The organism is Microbacterium galbum, assembly GCF_032464915.1.
GTDB lineage: Bacteria > Actinomycetota > Actinomycetes > Actinomycetales > Microbacteriaceae > Microbacterium > Microbacterium galbum.
In genome coordinates this window covers 688356-711192 of the sequence record NZ_JAWDIS010000002.1, presented here as the reverse complement: position 1 = coordinate 711192, position 22837 = coordinate 688356, and the positions used below count along the sequence as shown (strand labels likewise).

Below are 22837 nucleotides of genomic sequence, written 5' to 3'. Positions count from 1 at the left end.
GATGTCGGAGATGCGATGACGCACGACGAGACGGTGGCCGCGACCACGGTCGGCGAGGCCCCGGCGCCCCGCCCCCGCGCTCGTCTCATCGACGTCGCCACCGCGGCGGGCGTCAGCCCCAAGACCGTCTCGCGCGTCATCAACGACGAGCCGGGCGTGCTGCCGCAGACCCGCGACCGCGTGCGGCAGACGGTGCAGGCGTTGGGCTTCGTGCCCGACCGGAGCGCCCGGGAGCTCAAGCGACGTGCGGCCGACACCGTCGGCATCCTGATCGACGCCATCTCCGACCCGTTCTTCGCCGCCTTCGTGAGCGTCGTCGAGGAGCTCGCGGTCGCCGAGGGACTGAGCGTCATCTTCGCCAGCACCGGATACGACGCGGCGCGCGAGCGCACGCAGCTCGACCGCCTGACCGGTCACCGTCTGGCCGGACTCATCGTCGCCCCCGTCGAGGTGGAGGCGGAGACGCTCGCCGGTCTCGGCGCGCGCTTCCCCGTCGTGACCGTCGACCGGGCGCGGGAGGGAATCGACGCGGTCGTCATCGACGACGTCGGTGCGGCCGTCGAGGCCACCACCGCCCTGATCGCGCGCGGCCATCGTCGCGTGGCCTTCATGCGCGAGGACGTGTCGTACCCCACGGTGAGCGACCGGCTCGCCGGCTACCGGTCGGCTCTCGAGGCGGCGGGACTGCCCTTCGACCCGTCGCTCGTGGTGACGCACGAGCGGTTCGGCTCGGGCGACGCCGCCGAGGCAGCGCTCCTGCTCGAGCGCGACGACGCTCCCACCGCGCTGCTGTGCGCGACGAGCCTGGCGGCCATCGGCACGGTCCGCGCCATCCGCGCGCGGGGGCTGCGCATGCCGGCGCTCGTCTCGTTCGGCGACTTCACGCTCGCCGAGGTGCTCGAGCCCGGCATCACGTACGTCGACCACGACCCGCGTCTGCTCGGTGCCGCCGCGTTCCGGCGGCTGCGCGAGCGGGCTGAGCGGCCCGACGAGGGGCCGGTGCGCATCGTCGTGCCGACGCGGCTCGTGCCCCGGGGGTCGGGCGAGGTCGAACCACCGACGGGCACCGCGGCGGACCCTTCGACGGGCTCAGGGGCCACGGCTGGGGTCGCGGTGCGCTCGGCGGGCTCGGAGGCATCCGCTGACGCCGCCGGCGTGGTCGCGGGGGATCCCTCGCCCGACGCCGCCCCTCTCCCCGTTCTCTCCGAACCCGCCGCCGCCCTCGCGGCGACGGCCCTCGCCCTCGTCCACCCCCAGCCGGCCGGCGACGCCGACGTGTCGGCCGCAGCCCCCATCGGAGCCCCGTGATGAAGCCCGTCCTCCTGCCGCCCAACCCCGTGCAGCACTTCTACCGCGGCGGCGATCGCATCGCCGCCCTCCGCGGCATCGTGCCCCAGACCGACCGACAGCCCGAGGAGTGGCTCGGCTCGACCGTCTCGCGCTTCGGATCCGACGAGGTCGGCCTCGCGGTCACCGACGACGGCGATGTCCTGCGTGACCTCGTGGCGGGGGATCGTGCCGCGTGGGTGGGGGCGCGCGGAGGACGGGATGCCGCGGATCTCGGCATCCTGGTCAAGCTCCTCGACGCGCGTCAGCGCCTCCCCGTCCACGTGCACCCGGGCCGCGACTTCGCCGCCGCCCACCTCGACTGCCCCTACGGCAAGACCGAGGCCTGGTACGTGCTCGAGACCGAGGACGACTGCGCCGTGCACGTCGGCTGGAACCAGTCCGTCGACCGCGACGAACTCGACCGCCGCCGCGACGCGCAGGACAGTGAGTGGATGCTCTCGCGCATGAACCGCGTCGTCGTGCGACCGGGGATGGGCGTGCTCGTGCCCGCCGGCACCGTGCACGCGATCGACGGCGGCATCTTCGTCGCCGAAGTGCAGGAACCCACCGACTTCTCGATCCTGCTGGAGTGGTCGGTCACGACCTCGACCCGCGAGGAGTCGCACCTCGACCTCGGCTTCGACGCCGTCATGCCCTCGGTGTCGACCGAGAAGCTGGATGCCGCTGCCCTCGACGCCCTGACCAGCACCGCCGGGACGACCCCGGCGGGGGCGGACTTCCGCTCGCTGCTCCCCGCGGTCGCCGACCCGTACTTCCGCCTCTTCGACGCCGCGGGAGAGACCGCGGCGCGCGAGGCCGGTTTCGCCGTCGTGCTCGTGCGCGAGGGGTCGGGGGCGCTCGTGTCGGATACGGCGTCGGTCGATGTCGAGCGCGGCCAGGTCTACGCCGTGCCCCACGCCTTCGGGGCGTGGCGTCTGACCGGCGAGGCCGAGGTGCTCGTCGCCGCCCCCGGCGCCGGGTGGCCCGGAACCCTGCGCGGGGGTGGGGTGCGATGACCGACTACGTCGTCGGCGTCGACATGGGCTCGACCAGCACCAAGCTGCTGGTGGCCACGCCCGACGGACGCCAGGTGCTCGTGGTGAGCCGCCGGTCGCCCTGGACGAACCTCGACCACGGTCGAGCCGAGATGACCGCCGCGCAGGCCATCGCGGTCGTGCGCGACCTCGCCGCCGAGGCGGACGCGCGGCTGGAGGGCGGATACCGCATCCTGGCGCTCGGAGTGTCGGGAATGGCCGAGGCGGGAGTGCTGCTCGATGCCGACGGCACCGCGCTCGCGCCGATCATGGCGTGGTTCGACCCGCGCGGGGCTGCGCAGATCATGGCGACGCCCGACGCGTTCCGCGCCGAGTTCCTCGGGCGAACCGGCCTGCCCGTCGGGCCCCTGGCATCCCTCTCGAAACTCCTCCACCTGCGCGACGAGGGCGTGGAGCTGCGGGGGACCACCTTCCTGAACGTGCCCGAGTACGTCGTGCACGCCCTGGGCGGACCGCGCGTGGCCGAGTACTCGCTCGTGTCGCGCACCGGGCTCATCGACCAGGACGACAGCACCCCCTGGCAGGCGGCGCTGGATGTGCTCGGCGTCGACGAGGCGATCCTCGGGACTCTCGTCAGTGCGGGCGAAGCGGTGGGGACGATCACCGACCCGCTGCTGCCCGCGGGCTTCCGGGGCGCGGCCCTCACCGTCGCGGGGCACGACCACCTCGTCTCGGCGGTCGCCGCCGGCGCCACGCACACGGGGCAGTTGTACGACTCGATGGGCACCGCCGAAGCCCTCGTGCGCGTGCTCGACGACACCCTCGCATTCGACGCCCGCGAGCGCCTCGCGCGCGCCGGAATCAACTGCGTCCGCCACGTCATCCCCGGCAAGTACGTGCTGCTGGCCGGGACCAAGTCGGGTCTGCTCATGCGCCGCGTGCTGCAGCTGCTCGGGATCACGGATGCCGTGGGCCGGGCGCGCATCGACGACGAGACCATGGGGCTGCCCGTCGCCGGCACCGTCTCGGATGCCGGACTCGCCGTCTCGGGCGCCCGCAACGACGACGGCGTGCTGAAGATCGTCGCGCAGAGCGACGGGCTCAGTCCCGCCGAGCTGTTCGCGGCGTCGCTGCGCCACGGCAACGACATGCTCGCCGAATGCATGGCCGTGATGGACCGCGAGGTGGCCCCGCCCACGTCCACGGTGCTCACCGGCGGCTGGTCGTCGATGGCATCCGTCGTGCGCTCGCGCTCGGCGCTGCTGCCCGCGGTCACGGTGTCCACCCACGACGAGGGCACCGCGTACGGCGCCGCGCTCTTCGCCGCGTTCGCCGTCGACCCCCGCTCTTTCGAGGACGTCGCCGAGACGTTCCTCTCCTCCCCTCTTCTCACCACGGAAAGGAGCTGACGATGTCGTCAGTCACCACGGCGGTCCCCGTGCTCCAGGCACGCGGTCTGTCGCGTCAGTTCGGTCATGTCCGCGCCCTCAGCAATGTCGACTTCGAGGTCTACCCCGGCGAGGTCACCGCCCTCATCGGTGACAACGGCGCGGGGAAGTCGACGCTCGTGAAGGCCCTGTCGGGCAACCTCGCCATCGACGAGGGAGAGATCCTCTTCGACGGCAAGCCGATCGAGATGTCGAACCCCCAGGTCGCCTCGTCGCTCGGCATCGAGACGGTCTACCAGGACCTCGCGCTCGCCCCGCATCTCGACCCGGTGCAGAACATGTACCTGGGCCGCGAGATCCGTCGCCCGGGGCTCGCAGGCGCGCTCGGGTTCATGAAGACCAAGGAGATGGCCGTCGCCTCCCGCGCGGCGTTCGACGAGCTCGGCGCCACGGTGCGCTCGCTCACCTCGCCCGTCGGCGAGATGTCGGGCGGCCAGCGTCAGGCGATCGCGATCGCCCGCGCGGTGCACTGGGCCGGTCGCCTCGTCTTCCTCGACGAACCGACGGCAGCCCTCGGCGTGCGTCAGACGAAGAACGTGCTCGAGACGATCCGCCGTGTGCGCGACAAGGGCATCGCCGTCGTGCTCATCTCGCACTCCATGCCGCACGTCATGGAGGTGTGCGACCGCGTGCAGGTGCTGCGTCTGGGCACGCGCGTCGCCAACGTCTCCGCGAAGGACACCTCCATGGAAGAACTCGTCGGGCTCATGACCGGCGCCGTCACGAAGGACGACCAGAAGTGAGCACCACGACCCCTCCCACCGAGACGGTGGCCATCGGCACGTTCGAAGACACCAAGCCGAACTTCTTCGTCGGACTGCTGAAGGCGCAGGCCTTCCAGATCCTGCTCATCCTCATCGTCATCGTGCTGATCTTCAGCGCGCTCGCGCCGGACTCGTTCGCACAGTGGTCGAATTTCCGCCTGATCATCCAGAACGCCTCGATCCTCGCGGTGCTCGGCGTCGGCATGACGTACATCATCATCACCTCGGGCATCGACCTCTCGATCGGCTCGGTCCTGGTGTTCTCGGGCGTCGTCTCGGCCCTGACGATGCGGGCGCTCGGCGGCGAGGGCTGGGGAGTGGCCACCATCGGCATCCTCGTGTCCATCCTCAGCGGCGTGTGCTGGGGGCTGCTGAACGGGTTCCTCATCGCCAAGGCGAAGATCCCGCCGCTCATCGTCACCCTGGGTTCCCTGGGCATGGCCCTCGGTCTCGCGCAGATCCTCACCGGCGGTGTCGACATCCGCGATGTGCCGACCGTGCTGACGGTGTCGATCGGCTACGGCAACGTCTTCGGGTCGCTGCCGATCATCAGCGTCATCGCCCTCGTGGTCGTCGTGATCGGCGCCGTGGTGCTGCACTTCACCAAATTCGGCCTCTACACCTACGCCGTCGGCTCGAGCGAACTCGCCGCCCGTCGCGTCGGCGTCAAGGTCGACCGCCACCTCATCTCGGTCTACACGCTGTCGGGGGCGCTCGCCGGGCTCGCCGGCATCCTGGCCCTGTCGCAGTTCTCGACCACTGCGATCGCGGGGCAGTCGCAGACCAACCTCAACGTCATCGCGGCCGTGGTCATCGGCGGCACGTCGCTCTTCGGCGGCGTCGGCACGATCTTCGGGACGGTGGTCGGCCTCTTCATCCCGGCCGTGCTGCAGAACGGCTTCGTCATCACCGGCGTGCAGCCCTTCTGGCAGCAGGTCGCCGTCGGCGCGGTGCTCATCACCGCCGTCTACGTCGACCAGGTGCGCCGCACCGCCGCGACCCGCGGCAACACCCAGAGCCTCTGGCGGAAGTTCGTCAGCGGAGGACGCCGCGGCTGAGGCCCGGCATCCGACACCCCCAAGAGAGAACGGTCATCACAATGCAGTGGAACAAGAAGGTTCTCGCGTTCGCCACCCTCGGCGCCGCAGCCACCCTCGTCCTCGCCGGGTGCTCCGGCGGCTCGTCGTCGGGATCCGCCTCGGGCGGCTCCGACGGCGGCTACAAGATCGCGTTCGTGCAGGGCGTCGCGGGAGATGAGTTCTACATCTCCATGCAGTGCGGCATCCAGGACGAAGCCGCCAAAGAAGGCGCTACCGTCACCACTCAGGGCCCGGAGAAGTTCGACCCGACCCTGCAGAAGCCGATCGTCGACGCCGTGGTCGCCTCCAAGCCCGACGCGCTGCTGATCGCGCCGACCGACGTGTCGGCCATGCAGGCACCCATCGCGGCGGCGGAGGCCGCGGGCATCAAGGTCGTGCTCGTCGACACGACGCTCGAGGACCCCTCGGGAGCCGTGTCGCAGATCTCCTCCGACAACGAAGGCGGCGGGGCTGCCGCGTTCAAGGCGATCCAGGATGCCAACCCCAACGGCGGCAAGGTGCTCGTCGTGTCGGTCGATCCCGGCATCTCCACCACCGACGCCCGCGCGAAGGGCTTCGAAGACGCCGTCGCCGAGGACTCGAAGTTCGAATCCGTCGGCGTGCAGTACTCGCACAACGAGCCCTCGACCGCGGCCGAGATCGTCACCGCCGCGCTGCAGAAGGACCCCGACATCGTCGGCATCTTCGCCGCCAACCTGTTCGCCGCCGAGGGCTCGGCCACCGGTGTGCAACAGGCGGGCAAGCAGGGCGCCGTGACGATCGTCGGCTTCGACGCGGGCCCCGCCCAGGTCAAGGCCCTGCAGGCCGGCACGGTGCAGGCGCTCGTCGCGCAGGAGCCCGCCACCATCGGCTCCGACGGCGTCAAGCAGGCCATCGCCGCACTGAAGGGCGAGTCCACCGAGGAGAAGATCCAGACCGGCTTCACCATCCTCACCAAGGACAACATCAACGGCGAGGGCAAGGACGCGGTCTACAAGTCGTCCTGCTGACACCCGGATGCCGGGACCCCGCACACGCGAGGTCCCGGCATCCACCCCCCTTCCCTTCCCGGTTCGGGGCGGGTTCCGCGCCGTGGGGCGAAAACCTCACGCCCCGAACGACGAAACACGCCCCGAACCCGGACGCGCCCCGCGCCCCGGTGAGACAGACACGGCCCCACCCCGGGGATGCGCCCGCGCGGCGTACTCGTCACGGGGCCGTACCCGACGAGAAAGACACCGACGTGCCCCTGGCAGACATGCCCGCCCTCCTCGCCGCGCACCGCGCGGTCGGGGCCTTCAACTTCATCACCCTCGAGGTCGCCGAGGCCATCGTCACCGGCGCCGAGGCGGCCGGCACCGGTGTGATCCTCCAGCTGTCGCAGAACGCCATCGCGTTCCACGGGGGTCTCGCCCCGGCCGCCGGCGCCGCGTTGCGCCTGGCCGACGCCGCGCACGTCGACGTCGTGGTGCACCTCGACCACGCGACCGACGAGCCGCTCGTCGACGAGGCGCTGGCCGTCGGCATCCGCTCGGTGATGTTCGACGCCGCCCACCTGACGGATGCCGAGAACCTCGAGCGCACCGCCGCCGTCGCCGCCCGCGTCCACGACGCGGGAGCCTGGATCGAAGCCGAGCTGGGGGAGATCGGCGGCAAGGGCGCCCACACGCCGGGCGTGCGCACCGACGTCGCCGAGGCGGTGCGCTTCGTCGAGGCCACGGGCGTCGACGCCCTCGCCGTCGCCGTGGGCAGCGAGCATGCCATGCGCGAGCGCAGCGCCCGGCTCGACGAAACGCTCATCGCCGAGCTCGCCGCGGCCGTGTCCGTGCCCCTCGTGCTGCACGGCTCCAGCGGAGTCGCCGACGCCGGGATCGACGGCGCCGTGCGCGCGGGCATGCGCAAGATCAACATCGGCACGCACCTGAACACCGTGCTCACGGCGGCCGTGCGCGCCGAGCTCGATCGGGATCCGGATGCCATCGACCCGCGCCGCTGGCTCGCCCCCGGGCGCTCCGCGGTCGCGGCCGAGGTGCACCGTCTGCTCGACGTCGTCATCGGCCGGGTCGCGACGGAGGTCCGCGCGTGACCGGGGTCGTCACCCTCACCGCCGCCGGGGCGATCGACGCCACGTACCGCGTCGGCGCGCTGCGGCGCGGAGCGTTCACGCGCGCCGAGAGCTACACGCGCGAGGTGAGCGGCAAGGGCGTGAACGTCTCGGCCGCCCTCGCCGCCGGGGGTGCCGACACCGCGGCGGTGGTCGTGCTGGGCGCCGACGACGTGCGTTTCGCGCGCTGCGGACTCACCGCTCCGCTGCTGCGGATCGTCGAGGTGCCCGGGGCGACCCGTGTGAACACCTCGATCATCGACGCCGACGGTGCCACCACCAAGGTGAACGCCCCCACCCCGCCGCTGTCACCGGAGGCATGGGATGCCACCGTCGCGACGCTGCGCGCGGAGCTCGCCGCGCGCACGGAGCCGTGGCTCGTGATCTCGGGGAGCCTCCCCGACCTCGCGGGCGCCGGCGCGCCGGTCGATCTCGACGCGGTCCGCGCGGTGGCCTGGGAGCACGGCGCGCGCGTCGCCGTCGACACCAGCGGAACGGCTCTCGACGCACTGCTCGCCGACCCCGCCGGCATCGACCTGCTGACCCCCAACGTCGACGAGCTGGCGGCCGCGGTCGGTCGCCCCCTCACGAGCCTCGGCGACGTCGTCTCCGCCGCGCGCGAGATCGTCGAGCGGGGCGTGGGCACGGTGCTCGCGAGCCTCGGCGCCGACGGCCTCGTCGCCGTGACGGCGGAGCGCGCGGTGTTCGCGCGGGCCGACGCCCCCTTCGTCGCCAACACCGCCGGGGCGGGAGACGCCGCCCTCGCCGGTTACCTCCTCGGCGTGACCCGCGAACCCGCGGCCGTCGCAGTCGGAGCGGATGCCCTCGTCCTCGCCGCGGCGTCGGCCGCCGAGTGGGGAGCGCACGCCGTCGCGCACGCCTCGACGCTGGTCGCGGGACCGCCGCACGGCATCCGGGCTCTCGTGGAGACCGAACCGGATCTGACACGGGCGCTCAGTCCCGAGGGGGAGGCATGACCCCGCTCGCCCCGGAGGTCGCCGCGGCCGTCGCCGATTCCTCCCGCATCCGCACGCGCGCGATCGACCGCGTCGCCTACGCGAACGATGCGTCGCACTACCTGCTCACTCCGGATGCCGTGGTCGTCGCGGCCGACGCCGCGGAGGTCGGCGCGATCCTGCGCGCCGCCTCCTCCTCGCGCACCCCGGTGACCTTCCGCTCGGGCGGCACGAGCCTGTCGGGCCAGTCGTCGGGGGCGGGACTGCTCGTCGACGTGCGCCAGGGGTTCGGACGCATCGACGTGCTCGACGGCGGACGCCGCGTGCGCACGCAACCGGGCGCCACGGTGCGGCAGGTCAACGCGCGGCTCGCGCGCCACGGGCATCGCCTCGGCCCCGACCCCGCGAGCGAGGCCGCGTGCACGATCGGCGGTGTCGTGGCGAACAACTCCAGCGGCATGGCGTGCGGCACGGTGGAGAACTCGTACCGCACCCTCGAATCGCTCGTGCTGGTGCTGGCATCCGGGACCGTCGTCGACACGGCCGACCCGGATGCCGACCGGCTGCTGCACGAGCGCGAGCCCGCCCTCGTCGAGGGACTGCTGCGGCTGCGCGAGCGCGTCGTGGGGGACCCCGCGAGCGTCTCCCTCATCGAGCGGCAGTTCGCGATGAAGAACACGATGGGCTACGCCCTGAACGCGTTCCTCGACTTCGACAGCCCCGCGGCGCTGCTCGCGCACCTCGTCGTCGGGTCGGAGGGGACGCTCGCCTTCGTCGCGGAGGCGACCTTCCGCACGGTGCCGATCCGTTCGGCGATCGCGACCACCCTCGCCGTCTTCCCGACCCTCGACGCGGCCACCCGCTCGCTCCCGGCTCTGGTGGCCACCGGCGCGGCGACGCTCGAGCTGATGGATGCCACCTCCCTGCGCGTCGGACAGCGTCTGGCCGGCACGCCCGCCGCCATCCACGGCTTCGAGGCCACGACGCAGGCGGCGCTGCTCGTCGAGTACCACGCCGACGACGCCCCCGCGCTGCACGATCTCGCCGCCGCCGGCGCCCGTGTGCTCGGGCAGCAACCGCTGCTCGAGCACACGGTGTTCTCGAGCGACCCGGCGCAGCGCGCCGCCGCGTGGACGTTCCGCAAGGGCCTCTACGCCTCGGTCGCGGGTGCCCGGCCGAGCGGCACGACCGCACTGCTCGAGGACGTCGTGGTGCCGGTCGAGCGCCTCGCCGATACGTGCGAGGGTCTGCAGGAGCTGTTCGAACGCTTCGGTTATCGCGACAGTGTGATCTTCGGCCACGCCAAGGACGGCAACATCCACTTCATGCTCACCGACCGCTTCGAGGGCGCGCAGGCACTCGGGCGCTTCGAGGGTTTCACCGACGCGATGGTCGACCTCGTCCTCGACGCCGGCGGGAATCTCAAGGCCGAGCACGGCACGGGCCGCGCCATGGCGCCGTACGTGCGGCGGCAGTACGGCGACGAACTGTACGACGTGATGGTGCGACTGAAGCGGCTGCTCGACCCGGGCGGCATCCTGAATCCGGGCGTCATCATCGACGACGACCCGGCCGCGCACATGCGGAACCTCAAGACCCCGGTGTCGATCGAGCCCGAGGCCGACCGGTGCGTCGAATGCGGGTACTGCGAGCCGGTGTGTCCGAGTCGGTCGCTGACGCTGACCCCCCGCCAGCGCATCGTCGTTCGGCGCGCCTCGACCGCCGCCCGCGAACGCGGCGACGGCGCCCTCGTCGCGGAGCTCGAGAAGGACTACGACTACGACGGCGTGCAGACCTGCGCCGTCGACGGCATGTGCCAGACGGCGTGCCCCGTGCAGATCAACACCGGGGCGCTCATGAAGCGCTTCCGCCGCGATGAGGCGAACCCGGTGCTCGCTGCGGGCTGGTCCGCCGCGGCGACCGGGTGGGGTGCGGTGACACGGGCGGGGGCCGCCGCGTTGAGCGTCGCATCGGCCCTCCCCACTCCCGCCGTGCGCGCGGTGACGGATGCCGCTCGCGCGGTGCTCGGCACCGACACGGTGCCCCGGTACGCGGCGGAGCTGCCCGCGGGTGGGGCGTCTCGTCGATCGCTCGGGACCGTCGTCGGGGCTCCCGGAGTGGAGCCGGTCGCGGTGTTCCTCCCCGCGTGCGTGGGCAGCATGTTCGGGCCCGCCGAGGGCATCGGTGCGACCGCGGCGTTCACCCGCCTGCTGGAACGTGCGGGGGTCTCAGCCGTCGTGCCGGACGGCATCGACGCGCTCTGCTGCGGGACGCCGTGGTCGTCGAAGGGCTACGCGAAGGGACACGCCACGATGACCTCCCGCGTGCGCGCCGCGGTGCGCGCGGCGTCGCGCGACGGGGCCCTCCCGGTCCTCTGCGACGCGTCCAGCTGCACCGAGGGCTTCGCCGCGACCCTGCGCGACGAGGGCGTGGAGGTCGTGGATGCCGTGGCCTTCGCGGCATCCACTCTTCTTCCGCGTCTCACGCCGACGCCGGTGGCGCAGCTGCTGGCCCTGCATCCGACCTGCTCGTCGACGCAGTTGGGGATCGATCCGGCGCTGCGGGCGGTGGGGGCGGCCGTGGCGTCGGAGGTGCGCGTGCCGGACGCATGGGGATGCTGCGCGTACGCGGGCGACCGGGGGATGCTGCACCCCGAGCTGACCGAGGCGGCGACCGCCCCTGAGGCGGGCGAGGTCGCCGGGTTCGGCGCTGATGCCTTCGCGTCGTGCAACCGCACCTGCGAGCTCGGGATGACGAAGGCGACGGGGGAGTCGTACGTGCACGTGCTGGAGCTGTTGGAGGAGGCGACGCGACCCCTCGGCTGAGGGGCCGCGTCGTGGCGCGGGGCGCCCGGCTGCACCGCGGGAGCGGCGGCGGGAGGCGCGCTCCGGCGGGCGGGGATGCGTGCCCGGGTCAGAACCGCCGGGCGTTGGCGAGGACCGGGATCTTCGCGCGCACCTCGGCGACCGCGGACAGGGCCTCGGACACGTCGACGACCCGCGTCTGCGGGGCCTCGCCGAGGCGGACCAGGTCCGCACCGTCGGCGGCGACCACCGCGCTGTAGCCGATGCCGGTGGGCGCTCCGACGCCGTCGTCGCGTCCGGTGGTGCGGGGGTCGGCCTGGCCGACCGCGACCACCACGGTCGTCGTGTCGAGGGCGCGGGCACGGGTGAGCAGTTCCCAGTGCTCGCGCTTGCCGGGTCCCGACCCCCAGGAGGCGGCCACCAGCACGAGGTGGGCGCCGTCGTCGGCCAGAGCGCGGAACAGGGCGGGGAAGCGGACGTCGTAGCAGGTGGCCAGTCCGATGCGGACGCCGTCCAGATCGAAGAGCACGGGCTGCAGGCCGGGTTCGACGGCATCCGATTCGCGATAGCCGAACGCGTCGTAGAGGTGGATCTTGTCGTAGGCGGTCTCGGCCGCCCCGGCGACGAGGAGCGTGTTGCGCACCCGCCCGGGGGTGTCGGCCGGGGTGAACATGCCGACGACGATCGTCACACCCGCCTCGCGGGCGACGCGGCGCACCTCGTTGGCCCACGCGCCGTCGAGCGGCTGCGCGACCTCGGCGAGGTCGGGGCCGGCGAAGCGGCACATCACCGCCTCGGGGAAGACGACGAGTGCGGCGCCGTCCTCGGCGGCGCGCGCGGCCTCGCGGGCGATGATCGAGAGGTTCTCGAGGGGGTCGGAACCGGCGACGACCTGAGCCAGGGCGATGCGCATGTGAGTCTCCTTCGTACGGGTATCCCCGTGTTGTATACCTGTCGTATGCCTTCTGTCGCGCCCCCCTCGGGCCGAGACCGTGCTCTCGGACACCTCCGCTCGCTGCTGACCGACCCGCAGGTCGAGGGGGGCTTCATCAACGAGCAGGACGTGGCCGACGCCGTGGGGGTCTCGCGCACCCCGGTGCGCGAAGCGCTGCTGATTCTGGCGTCGGAGGGCCTGGTCGACCTCGAGCCCCGCCGCGGAGCCCGCGTCGCCGCGCTCACCCCGCGCGAGACGGCCGAGCTGATGGAGATGCGCGGGCTGATCGAGCGGTTCGCCGTCCAGCGCGCCCTGGCCCAGCGGCTCTCGCCGCACGACGCACTCACCGAGGTCATGCGACGTCAGGACGCGGTGACCGCGGGACTCGACCGCCTGACCTTCGAGCAGGCCCGCGAGTGCATCGAGCTCGACCGGGAGTTCCACCAGACCCTGGTCGACGCCGCCGGCAACGCGCTGATCTCGCGCAACTACGCGGCTCTGCGCGAGAAGCAGGTGCGGGTCGGGATCTCCGCGCTGAGCATCGGCCCCTCGCGGTGGAACGCCGTGACGCACGAGCACGGCGCGATCGTCGAGGCCCTGCGCGCGGGAGATCAGGCGGCCGCCGAGAAGGCCATCGACGACCACCTGAGCATCACGCTCCGGACGATCCTGACCGGGGCGTGAGGCGCGGCCCTCGGCCGGGGCGCGGGCAGCGCTCCGACCGAGGGGACCGGATGCCGTCGGTCGTCACGACGTGGCCCGTGCTCCGGTCAGCACGTCGAGGTACTCCTCGTCTTCGGCGTGCTGCGGGTTGCGGCCGAGCAGCAGTCCGACGATGGTGAGCACGGCCGCGACGCCGAGGTAGATCGCCGGGGCGACCCAGCTGCCGGTCGCGCTGAGCAGCGCCGTGAAGATCACGGGAGCCAGAGCGCCGCCGAAGACGCCGGCGATCGTGTAGGCGAGGGACGATCCGGTGTAGCGCAGGCGCGGGCTGAACTGCTCGGTGATGAAGGCGGCCTGCGGTCCGTACATGAACGAGTGGATGGCGAGACCGACGACGACGCCCAGGATGAACAGCGGCTGGGAGCCGCCGCCGATCATGAGGAAGAACACGAACGGCCATCCTGCGGCCGCCACGGCGGCGATCGCGTACAGCAGACGGCGGTTGACCATGTCGCTGATCCACCCGGCGAGGGGGATGAGCGCCAGCTGGAAGGCGGAGCCGATCAGGGTGGCCGTGAGCACCTGCGAGCGCTCCATGCCGAGCTGCGTGAGTCCGTAGGTGAGGGTGAAGACGGTGAACATCGCGTACAGGATGTCGGGTGCGAGGCGGCACAGGATGGCGGCGAGGAGTCCGCGGCCCTCGAGGCGGAACACGTCCTTGATGGGGGCCTCGGGTCGGTCGCCGGACTGCTCGATGGCGCGGAAGATCGGGGTGTCCTCCAGGGCGAGGCGGATCCACAGGCCGAAGGCGACGAGCACCGCGGACAGGAGGAAGGCGACGCGCCATCCCCACGCGAGGAACTGCTCGTCGGAGAGGGCGAGGGTCAGGACGGCGAGCACGCCGTTGGCCAGCAGGTTTCCGGCGGGCGGGCCGACCTGGGCGGCGGAGGCCCAGAAGCCGCGGCGCCGCGGAGTTCCGAACTCGCTCGAGAGGAGGACGGCCCCGCCCCATTCGCCGCCGACGCCGACGCCCTGGGCGAAGCGCAGCAGCACGAGGATGACGGCCGCGAGCGGGCCGATGGCGCCGTAGGTGGGAAGGACGCCGATGAGGAAGGTCGCGATGCCCACCAGGAGGAGGGTGATGACGAGGACCCTCTTGCGGCCGATCTTGTCGCCGAGGCGGCCGAACACGATGCCGCCGACCGGGCGCGACAGGTACCCCACGGCGTAGGTGGAGAACGCCAGCAGCGCGCCCGTGAGCGGGTCGTTCTCGGGGAAGAACAGCGCCGGGAACACGACGGCGGCGGCAGCGGAGTAGACGGCGAAGTCGTACCACTCCAGGGCGGTGCCGGTGAGGCTGGCGGTGTACGCCTTGGCGAGCGAGCGCGTGCGCTCCCGGCCGCCCGGTACAGCGTTTCGAACGTTCGTCATGAGAGTCCCATCTGGTGTCGGCGAGGAGGACCGCCGCGTTTTCGTTTCCCTCATACTTCCTGTATACAAAACGTATACGCAACCGATACGGGGAAATTTTCCCGCGTCGTAACAATGGGAAGAGGCGACGTGACCGCTCTGGAATTCGAGATCATCGGCGAGGGCACCCTCGTCTCCGTCGACGTGACGCACATGTACAACGCCGGCTACGCCGGTCGCGACCAGGCGGCCGTGAAGCACCACATCGACGAACTGGCCGAGCTGGGAGTCCCGGCGCCCACCACCACCCCCTCGCTGTACCCCGTCTCGTCGTATCTGGCCCGGCAGGGCGACCGGGTCGAGGCGCAGCACGAGCGCACGTCCGGCGAGGCCGAGTGGGGCATCGTCGTCATCGGCCCCGGCGAGGACGACGTGCTGCTCACCGTCGCCTGCGACCACACCGATCGGGCCCTCGAGGTGCACGGCGTCGCCTGGAGCAAGAACGCCGGTCCCGACATGCTCGGTCGCCGGGCCTGGCGTCTGTCGTCTCTGGCCGATCGCGCCGACGACCTGCGCCTCCGGGCGTGGGTGGGCGCCGAGCGCGCACTCATCCAGGACGGCCGCGTCGGCGAGCTGCTCTCGCCGCAGTACTGGCTCGACGTTCTGGCCGAGCGGGGCGAGCGCCAGGAGGGCGTCGCCCTCATCTCGGGAACGATCCCGATGGTCGCGGGCGTCGACCAGTTCAGCGACCGCTGGGAGGTCGAGCTGCTCGACGAGAGCACCGGGGAGTCGAGCGTCGTCCGCTACGACGTCGAGCGGATGCCGACGCCCATCGGCTGAGCGAGCGTTCGCGCCGCGGTCCACCGGCCGTGGGCGACGACGGCCCGGACCGAACGGTCCGGGCTTTCGTCGTCGCTCGGGCTCTCGTCTCGCCCGCGCCTTCAGAGGAGGTCGCGGGCGAAGAGCACGAGGGTGCCGCGTCGCCCGGTCTCGTGGAGCCCGGCCTTCTGCAGCACGCGGCGCGAGGCGCCGTTGTCGGTCTCGGTGTCGGCGACCGCCCGGCGGGCGCCCCAGTGCTGGGCGTGCGCGAGGGCGAGGGTGACGGCGGCACTCGCGAGCCCCCGTCCTCGTGCCGCGGGGATGAGGCCGTAGCCGAATTCGACGGTTCCGCTCGCGTCGGGTGGGCCGAAGAAGCCGAGGCCGCCGACGGCGAGCCGCGTCGCCGGCTCACGGATGGCGCACATCGTGAACGGTGACGCGCTCGACTCGGACGCCGCGAGGGCTTCGAGCGGGTCGAGCTCGTCGACGAACGGATAGTCCGGATGCCAGTCGTCTCCGGGTTCCTCGTCACGCGCGACGATCCGTCGTGCCATCGCCGGCGTGATGCGGGTGAGGAGGACAGGGCTGCTTGAGAGGGTCATCCCCTCCATCATCGCCCCGCGGGGCCGCCCGCCTCCGGGGAGGTGGATCCTCCGCATCCCGGTCGCGGATGGTCAGCCGACGGAGCCCCGCAACCGCAGTGCCCCGGATGCCGTGACCTCGAGCCGAACGGCATCCAGTCCGTCCACCACCAGATCGGCGCCCAACTCCTCGTCGGCGGTCGTGCCGGTCAGCGCCATCACGGCGCAGCCGGCCGCGCGGGCCGCGGCGATGCCGGCCGGGGCGTCCTCGACGACGAGGCAGCGCGAAGGGTCGACGCCGAGACGCTCGGCCGCGAGAAGGAAGGGTTCGGGGTCGGGCTTGCCGTTGACGACGTCGTCGACCGTGACGAACACGTCGGGGTGGGCGAACCCGGCCGCGGCCAGGCGGGCCGTGGCGATGGGCACGGACCCCGAGGTCACGATGGCGCGGCGGTCGGCCGGTACGGCGGCGAAGAAGTCGGCGGCGCCGCGGATGGGGGCGAGACCCACGGCATCCGCCACCTCGAGGTCGGTGACGTGCGCGAGCGCCTCGGCATGCCGCTCGGCGGGCAGCAGCAGGCTCACGAGCGTGCGCGCGGGCTGACCGTGGTTGGCGTGCAGGGCCTCCATCGACACGTCGAAGTGCTCGGCGAAGCGCCGCCAGGACCGGGCGACGGATGCCGTGGAGTCGACGAGGGTTCCGTCGAGGTCGAACAGCACGGCGTCGAACTCGCGCGCGAAGATCGCGGCTCCCGCGTCGAGGGGGCGGCGGATGCCGAGCGCGGGCAGGACGCGGGCGAGCTGCTGCCCGGTGGTGAGCTCGGCGTCGACGGCGATCACCGGGACGGCGGGTGCGACCGGCGTGGCGTCCACGCGGTGCGCGTCGCGGGAGACGCCCCGCGCGGCGCGGCGGGACGCCAGGATCGCCGGGTCCCCGTCGACATGGATGACGACGGGCTCGAGGGGCAGCAGTGCCTCGCGCAGCGCCGTCCAGTCGTCCCCGCCCGCGAGCTCCGCGGTGAAGGGGGCGACGACGACCACGCGGCCCGACGTGGAGAGGGCATCGGCGGCCGTTGCGCGCAGTGCCGCGTAGCGACCGGCGCGGATGGCCCCGGCGTGCGGGGAGGCGAGCCAGTGTCCGCCGAGGGCGTCGGCGGGAAGGGCGTCGAGCAGCGGGGTGGTCACGCTGTCGAGGTCGACGAGGGGTGCGCGCAGCGCGGTGGCGAGGGCGCGTCCGAGCGTGCTCTTGCCGCTGCCGGCGGGACCGGCGACGAGGACGGCGAGCGATTCGGGTATTTGACACGACGACGGCATACCTCCACCATAGACGTAGCAAGTCACCGGTGTCATGCTCGTCATTCCGGGACTCGAAGAAGTTCCGGAGAGGACGGCCGCTCATGCAAGACACCGGTGACATGGATGCCGAGCAGTCGCGCCTCCACGGCGGCATCGACCTGGGCAGCACGGGCATCAAGATGCTCGTCGTCGACGACGCCGGCACCGAGATCGCGGGGGCCCAGGTGCCCACCCCGTGGCGGGTCGGCCCGGGCGGCACGACCGACATCGACGCGGACGACCTGCGGTCATCCGTCCGCGCGCTCATCGATCTCGTCGACGCCGAGCTCGCCCCTGTCACTTCCGTTGCGCTGACGTCCCTGGCCGTGGCGGGAATGGGCGAGACCGGCATCCTGATCGACGTCGACGGTCGAGCCGCAGCACCCGGCTTCGCGTGGTTCGACCCGCGCGGGTGGGAGCAGATCGCCGCCCTCCCCGCCGAGGTGCGCGACGAGTTCGCCGGCCGCACCGGCCTGCCGCTCGGCGCCCAGGTGAGCGTCGCGAAGCTCGCATGGCTGCGCGACCAGGGCACCGACCTCACGGGCCTGCGCTGGCTCGACCTGCCCGAGTTCGTCGTCGCCGCCCTCGGCGGAGACGTGGCTCTCGAGCTCTCGCTCGCCTCGCGCACCGGCCTCATCGACCAGGATTCCGGCGCCGCCTGGCCGGCGATGCTCGAGGCGCTCGGCGTCGACGACGCGCTGCTGCCGCCGTTGCGGGGAGGCGGGACGGCCTGGGGCACGGCATCCGCCGCCTTCGGACCCCGCGTCGCGGGGGCCGCGCTCACCGTCGCCGGGCACGACCACCTCGTCGCCGCTCAAGCCAACGGCACCCTGGATGCCGACGGCTACCACGTCTCGCTCGGCACGGCCGAGGTGCTGCTGAGGGTGCTCGATGCGCCTCTCGGCTTCGCGGCGCGCCGACGACTGGCCGACGCGCTCATCAACGAGGTCCGCCACGTCGTCCCGGGCAAGCACGTGCTCGTCGCCGGGGTGAAGACCGGTCTCCTGCTGCGCCGCGCGCTGCACGCCGCCGGGGTCAGCGACCGCGCGGGCCGTGATGCGCTCGACGACGCGGTCATGGCGCTCCCGTACGAGGGCGAGCTGCCGGCCGGGGCGATCGAGGTCACCGGCGCCCGCAACGACGACGGCGTGCTGCGGCTGACGCTGCACACGGAGGCGAGCCCCGCCGAGATCTTCGGCGCGGTGCTGCGGCACAGCAACGACGAGGTCGCCGCGCTCATCGCGGCGATGGACCGCGAGGTGGCTCCCGCCACCCACTCCACCCTCACCGGCGGGTGGGCGGGCATGGCGTCCGTCCGTCGCGCCCGCGCCGAGGTGCTCCCCGATCCGTCCCTGTCCACCCGCGAGCAGGACGTCGCGTGGGGAGCCGCCGACATGGCGCGGCGCCTCGTCTCGGCATCCGTCCCCTCCTGAACAGACCACCCGCGCCCACCCGCGCGCGAGAACCCCAGAGAAGAGAGATCATGAACGCACTCACCACGATCGAGCGCCGCGCGCTGCAGTCGATCAGCACGCCCGACGGTCACATGCTCATCGTCGCCGCCGACCAGCGCAACGGCATGAAGGCCGCCATCAAGGACGCCCCCAACGGCTCCGATGGGATCTCGCGCGAGGAGCTCGCCGAGGTGAAGGCCGACCTCGTCCGCCACCTCGCCAACCATGCGCCGGCGATCCTGCTCGACCCGGAGGTCGCGCTGCCGCAGATCGTCGACGACGGCGTGCTCGCCCGTGACACCGCGCTCGTCGTCGGTCTCGACGCCTCGGGTGCCGAGACGGTCGACGGTCTCAAGTACACGCGCTTCGTTCCCGGCACCACGCCGCACTCCATCCGCGAGCAGGGCGCCGACGTGGCCAAGATGCTCTGGTACACGCGTCCCGACAAGCAGGATGCCGACTCCCGCGTCGCGCAGGAAATCCGCGACCTGGTTAAGGCGTGCGACGAGGAGGGCCTGCTGCTCATCGTCGAGCTGCTCACGTACCAGCTCGAGGGCGAGAGCGACGAGGAGTACGCGGAGAAGTTCGCCGACCTCGTCGTCGACGGAGCCGCCCTCGCCGTCGCGTGCGGCGCGAAGATCCTCAAGCTGCAGTACCCCGGCTCGGCCGAGGCGAGCGCGCGCGTGACCGAGGCCGCCCAGGGCGTGCCGTGGGCCGTGCTGTCGGCCGGTGTCGACCACGAGACGTTCATCGAGCAGGTGCGCACGGCCGTCGCCAACGGCGCCTCGGGCGCGATGGCCGGCCGGTCGCTGTGGAAGGACAGCCTCTCGATCGACGCCGACCGCCGCGAGGAGCTGCTCTCGGGCCGCGCCCTGCCGCGCCTGCGCGAGCTCGCCGACGCCGTCGACGGCCGCTGACATGAGCCCGTCCGCCCGGCACCGGTTGCGTCGTCCGGTCGCGTCCGACTCCCCTCGGACCGGCTCCCCGCGGGTGCACGCGGAAGACGGATGCCGCCGTGCCGGGCGGGCACTCGGGTCGATCCGCGACGCCGGTCGCGCGGCGCCCACCCCGGCGGCGCGCGGGGGTTCGGCGCCCGTCGTCCGTGCCGCCGTGCGGGGCGCGCGGTCGGTCCGGCGGATAGGGTGGCACGTCGAAGCCCCCACTCGCCCGAACCCCGGAGGTGCCTCGTGACCACGATGCGCGACGTCGCTCAGCGCGCCGGGGTGAGCACGAAGACCGTGTCGCGCGTCTTCAACGACGATCCGCACGTGCTCCCCGACACGCGAGCCCTCGTCGAGGCCGCGATGCGCGAGCTCAACTACGTCCCCAACGCCCTGGCGACGACGTTCCGCGCCGGACGCGCCTCGGTCATCGGGGTCGCCGTCCCCGACGTGGTCGATCCGTTCTTCGCCGCCATCGCCCGCGCGGTCGAGGACACCGCGCGCCGGCATGGCCTGTCGACCCTCGTCACGAGCCTGGGCGAGAACCCCGACGACGAGAGGCCCGCGCTCGAGTCGCTGCTGGGTCGCCAGCTCACGGGACTGGTCATCGCCCCCGTCGGCACCGACCACTCATGGCTCGAGCGGTGGCGCGGGCACACGCCGATCGTGTTCGTCGACCGTGCGCCGGCGGGACTGCTGACCGACACGTTCACCGAGAACGATGAAGCCGGCGCGCACCTGGCCACCACCCACCTGCTCTCGCACGGGCACCGCCGCATCGCCTACGTCGGCGACATGGTGCACCTCTCGACCGAGACCAAGCGCGTCGAGGGCTGGAGGCGGGCGCTGCGCGATGCGGGCGTCGACGTCGACGAGCGACTCATCGCCTCGCAGGTCTCCGACCGCGCATCGGCGGCATCCGCTCTCGAGCGTCTTCGCGGCCTCGACGAGCCCCCCACGGCCCTGTTCTCCGCCAACGCCCGGTCGTCGATGGCGCTCGCCCACGTGCTGCGCGGCGATCCGCTGCCGTTCGTCGGCTTCGGCGACTTCCCCATGGCCGACACGCTCACCCCCTCCGTCACGGTGATCGACCAGGACCCGCGCCGCATCGGCGCGCTCGCCGCCGAGCGGGTGTTCGCGCGGCTGCAGCCCGATGCCGGCCTGGGTCTCGACGAGCTGACGGTGATCGACGTGTCGCTGGTCGAGCGGGAGTCCTGCGCGCTCTGACCCCTCCGCTTCTCGCGAGGCGGCTGAGCTCGTCGAAGCCACCGGGGCACGCGGCCACCGGTCCCTTCGGCGGGCGCAGGGACCCGTGTTCGGGGTGCGAGGAATGGCGCGGACGCGTCGACGCACAATGGCCGGGCCGGGGCAAGAGCCCGTCCACGATCGGGCGGGCGCGATAGGAAAGGCAGTCAGAGAACGCCACCGCTCCCGAGAAGAGGGCTCCGATGACGACCTTCCCGCGCTCCGAACGCCGCACCGCCGCTCGGACGGAGGTGACGTCGTGAGGCTCACCGACACCAGCGACCTGTGGTGGAAGACCGCCGTCTTCTACAACCTCGACGTCAAGACCTATCTGGATGCCGACGGCGACGGCGTGGGCGACCTGCGCGGCCTCGCGCAGCGGCTCGACCACCTCGCCGAACTCGGGGTGACGTGCCTGTGGCTCGCGCCGTTCTACCCCTCGCCGCAGCGCGACAACGGCTACGACATCGAGGACTACTACGGCGTCGATGCGCGGTACGGCTCGCCCGGCGACATGGTCGAGGTGCTGCGCACCGCCCACGACCGCGGCATGCGGGTGATCGTCGACCTCGTCGTGAACCACACCTCCGACCGGCATCCGTGGTTCCAGCAGGCGCGGCAGAGCCCCGACAGCCGCTACCGCCACTTCTACCAGTGGCGCGACGAGGTGCCCGACGACGCTCCGGCGAGCATGTTCCCCGACGTCGAGGACGGGGTGTGGTTCTTCGACGACACCGCCGGGCAGTACTACAAGCACTCGTTCTACCGGCACCAGCCCGACCTCGCCACCGACCATCCGGAGGTGCGCGAGGAGATCGCCAAGGTCATCGGCTTCTGGCTCGAGCTCGGCATCGACGGCTTCCGCGTGGATGCCGTGCCCCACCTCATCGACGGCGACGAGGGCCCCGAGCACGACTTCCTCCGCGCGCTGCGGGGCTACGTCTCGCGCCGCAGCGGTCACGCCATGATGCTCGGCGAGGTCAACCTCCCCTACGACGAGCAGCTGCGCTTCTTCGGCGACGCCGACGGCGACGAGCTGACGATGCAGTTCGACTTCGTCGCCAATCAGCGGCTCTACCTCGCCCTCGCGCGTCAGGACGCCGCGCCGCTGCGGGAGGCGCTGGAGTCGCGGCCCGAGATCGCCCGGGGAAACCAGTGGGGCAACTTCGTGCGCAACCACGACGAACTCACCCTCGATCAGCTGTCGGAGGCCGAGCGCGAAGAGGTCTTCACCGCCTTCGCCCCGGAGCCGGGGCAGCGCATCCACGGGCGGGGGATCACGCGGCGGCTGCCGGCGATGCTCGAGGGCGATCCGCGCCGCATCCGCATGGTCTACAGCCTCATGTTCTCGCTGCCGGGAGCGCCCGTGCTGTACTACGGCGAGGAGATCGGCATGGGAGAGAACCCCGAGATCGAGGGCAGTCGCGCCGCCGTCCGCACGCCCATGCAATGGACGGGCGCCCCCGACGCCGGCTTCTCGACGGCCGACGACCTCATCGCCGACATCGTTCCGGGCGGGTTCGGGCCGCAGCACGTCAACGTCGCCCAGCAGCGTCACGATCCTGACTCGATGCTCAGATTCGTGCAGAACCTCGTGCGTCACTACCGCGCCTCGCCCGAGATCGGATGGGGGGAGTTCGGCATCCTGGATCAACCCCACAGCTGCGTGCTCGCGCACTCGCTCACCAGTGAGCTGGGCCTGTTCGTCGCGGCGCACAACTTCGCACCCGACGGGCGCACGTTCCGCCTCGAGATCGAGGGGGCGGATGCCGAGCAATGGCGTGTGGTGAACCTGCTCGACGATGCGGCGGGGGCGGAGACGCTCGACGGATCCGGATTCGACGTGTCGCTCGACGGGTACGGCTACCGGTGGTGGCGGGTGATCCGGCCGGGGGAGCGGCGCATCGCCTGACGCACGCGGGGGCAGGCGGAAGTGATCGGGCGCGGCACCCCCCAATGGTGCCGCGCCCGTCACC

At 72.3% G+C, this 22837-nt stretch carries 19 protein-coding genes; 15 read left to right on the top strand and 4 right to left on the bottom strand.

The features are described from left to right. The first annotated feature begins 15 nt into the window (after positions 1-15). The 9 genes from RWH45_RS12625 (at position 16) to RWH45_RS12585 (ending at position 11500) form a co-directional block, all read left to right on the top strand. Positions 16-1308, top strand: a complete 1293-nt coding sequence (locus RWH45_RS12625) for a LacI family DNA-binding transcriptional regulator (protein ID WP_315995232.1) — start codon at positions 16-18, stop codon at positions 1306-1308. Further along, positions 1308-2345, top strand: coding sequence for a class I mannose-6-phosphate isomerase (locus tag RWH45_RS12620; RefSeq protein WP_315995231.1), 1038 nt, complete (start codon positions 1308-1310; stop codon positions 2343-2345). The genes RWH45_RS12625 and RWH45_RS12620 overlap by 1 nt, the downstream gene beginning before the upstream one ends. Then, positions 2342-3733, top strand: a complete 1392-nt coding sequence (locus RWH45_RS12615; RefSeq protein ID WP_315995230.1) for an FGGY-family carbohydrate kinase — start codon at positions 2342-2344, stop codon at positions 3731-3733. Before RWH45_RS12620 ends, RWH45_RS12615 begins: the two co-directional genes overlap by 4 nt. Before the next feature lie 2 nt (positions 3734-3735). Continuing rightward, positions 3736-4515, top strand: a complete 780-nt coding sequence (locus RWH45_RS12610) for an ATP-binding cassette domain-containing protein (RefSeq protein WP_315995229.1) — start codon at positions 3736-3738, stop codon at positions 4513-4515. After that, on the top strand, positions 4512-5594 hold the full coding sequence (locus tag RWH45_RS12605; RefSeq protein ID WP_315995228.1) for an ABC transporter permease: 1083 nt from the start codon (positions 4512-4514) through the stop codon (positions 5592-5594). Before RWH45_RS12610 ends, RWH45_RS12605 begins: the two co-directional genes overlap by 4 nt. Before the next feature lie 41 nt (positions 5595-5635). After that, the gene (locus RWH45_RS12600) at positions 5636-6625 is read left to right on the top strand and encodes an ABC transporter substrate-binding protein (RefSeq protein WP_315995227.1); all 990 of its coding nucleotides are present in this window, start codon (positions 5636-5638) and stop codon (positions 6623-6625) included. A gap of 233 nt (positions 6626-6858) precedes the next feature. Beyond that, the gene (locus RWH45_RS12595) at positions 6859-7701 is read left to right on the top strand and encodes a class II fructose-bisphosphate aldolase (protein WP_315995226.1); all 843 of its coding nucleotides are present in this window, start codon (positions 6859-6861) and stop codon (positions 7699-7701) included. After that, positions 7698-8696: a 1-phosphofructokinase family hexose kinase gene (locus tag RWH45_RS12590; protein WP_315995225.1), complete on the top strand. Its 999-nt coding sequence runs from the start codon at positions 7698-7700 to the stop codon at positions 8694-8696. Before RWH45_RS12595 ends, RWH45_RS12590 begins: the two co-directional genes overlap by 4 nt. Then, on the top strand, positions 8693-11500 hold the full coding sequence (locus RWH45_RS12585; protein WP_315995224.1) for an FAD-binding and (Fe-S)-binding domain-containing protein: 2808 nt from the start codon (positions 8693-8695) through the stop codon (positions 11498-11500). Before RWH45_RS12590 ends, RWH45_RS12585 begins: the two co-directional genes overlap by 4 nt. Positions 11501-11588: 88 nt before the next feature. On the opposite strand, the gene RWH45_RS12580 is transcribed toward RWH45_RS12585, so the two are convergent. Beyond that, entirely contained in the window at positions 11589-12392 is an 804-nt protein-coding gene (locus tag RWH45_RS12580) for a carbon-nitrogen hydrolase family protein (protein WP_315995223.1), read from the bottom strand. A 45-nt stretch (positions 12393-12437) separates the two neighbouring features. On the opposite strand from RWH45_RS12580, the gene RWH45_RS12575 reads away from it, so the two are divergent. Further along, complete coding sequence (locus tag RWH45_RS12575) at positions 12438-13097, top strand: GntR family transcriptional regulator (RefSeq protein WP_315995222.1); 660 nt, start codon at positions 12438-12440, stop codon at positions 13095-13097. A gap of 63 nt (positions 13098-13160) precedes the next feature. Here RWH45_RS12575 and RWH45_RS12570 read toward each other — a convergent pair whose 3' ends face one another. Further along, the gene (locus RWH45_RS12570; protein ID WP_315995221.1) at positions 13161-14507 is read right to left on the bottom strand and encodes an MFS transporter; all 1347 of its coding nucleotides are present in this window, start codon (positions 14505-14507) and stop codon (positions 13161-13163) included. Between the two features lie 129 nt (positions 14508-14636). Between RWH45_RS12570 and RWH45_RS12565 the strand changes: the two genes are divergently transcribed. Further along, the gene (locus RWH45_RS12565) at positions 14637-15326 is read left to right on the top strand and encodes a DUF2848 domain-containing protein (protein WP_315995220.1); all 690 of its coding nucleotides are present in this window, start codon (positions 14637-14639) and stop codon (positions 15324-15326) included. 101 nt (positions 15327-15427) lie between these two features. Here RWH45_RS12565 and RWH45_RS12560 read toward each other — a convergent pair whose 3' ends face one another. Together RWH45_RS12560 and RWH45_RS12555 are read right to left on the bottom strand one after the other, a co-directional pair. Further along, positions 15428-15907, bottom strand: coding sequence for a GNAT family N-acetyltransferase (locus RWH45_RS12560; protein WP_315995219.1), 480 nt, complete (start codon positions 15905-15907; stop codon positions 15428-15430). A gap of 72 nt (positions 15908-15979) precedes the next feature. Beyond that, positions 15980-17245: an HAD-IA family hydrolase gene (locus RWH45_RS12555; RefSeq protein WP_315995218.1), complete on the bottom strand. Its 1266-nt coding sequence runs from the start codon at positions 17243-17245 to the stop codon at positions 15980-15982. A gap of 38 nt (positions 17246-17283) precedes the next feature. On the opposite strand from RWH45_RS12555, the gene RWH45_RS12550 reads away from it, so the two are divergent. The 4 genes from RWH45_RS12550 (at position 17284) to RWH45_RS12535 (ending at position 22773) form a co-directional block, all read left to right on the top strand. Continuing rightward, positions 17284-18654, top strand: a complete 1371-nt coding sequence (locus RWH45_RS12550) for an FGGY family carbohydrate kinase (protein WP_315995217.1) — start codon at positions 17284-17286, stop codon at positions 18652-18654. 50 nt (positions 18655-18704) lie between these two features. Beyond that, positions 18705-19592, top strand: a complete 888-nt coding sequence (locus RWH45_RS12545; RefSeq protein WP_315995216.1) for a hypothetical protein — start codon at positions 18705-18707, stop codon at positions 19590-19592. A 279-nt stretch (positions 19593-19871) separates the two neighbouring features. Continuing rightward, a complete protein-coding gene (locus RWH45_RS12540; RefSeq protein ID WP_315995278.1) occupies positions 19872-20843 on the top strand; it encodes a LacI family DNA-binding transcriptional regulator in 972 nt (323 codons plus the stop codon). A 277-nt stretch (positions 20844-21120) separates the two neighbouring features. After that, positions 21121-22773, top strand: coding sequence for an alpha-amylase family protein (locus RWH45_RS12535; RefSeq protein WP_315995215.1), 1653 nt, complete (start codon positions 21121-21123; stop codon positions 22771-22773). Positions 22774-22837 lie beyond the last annotated feature (64 nt).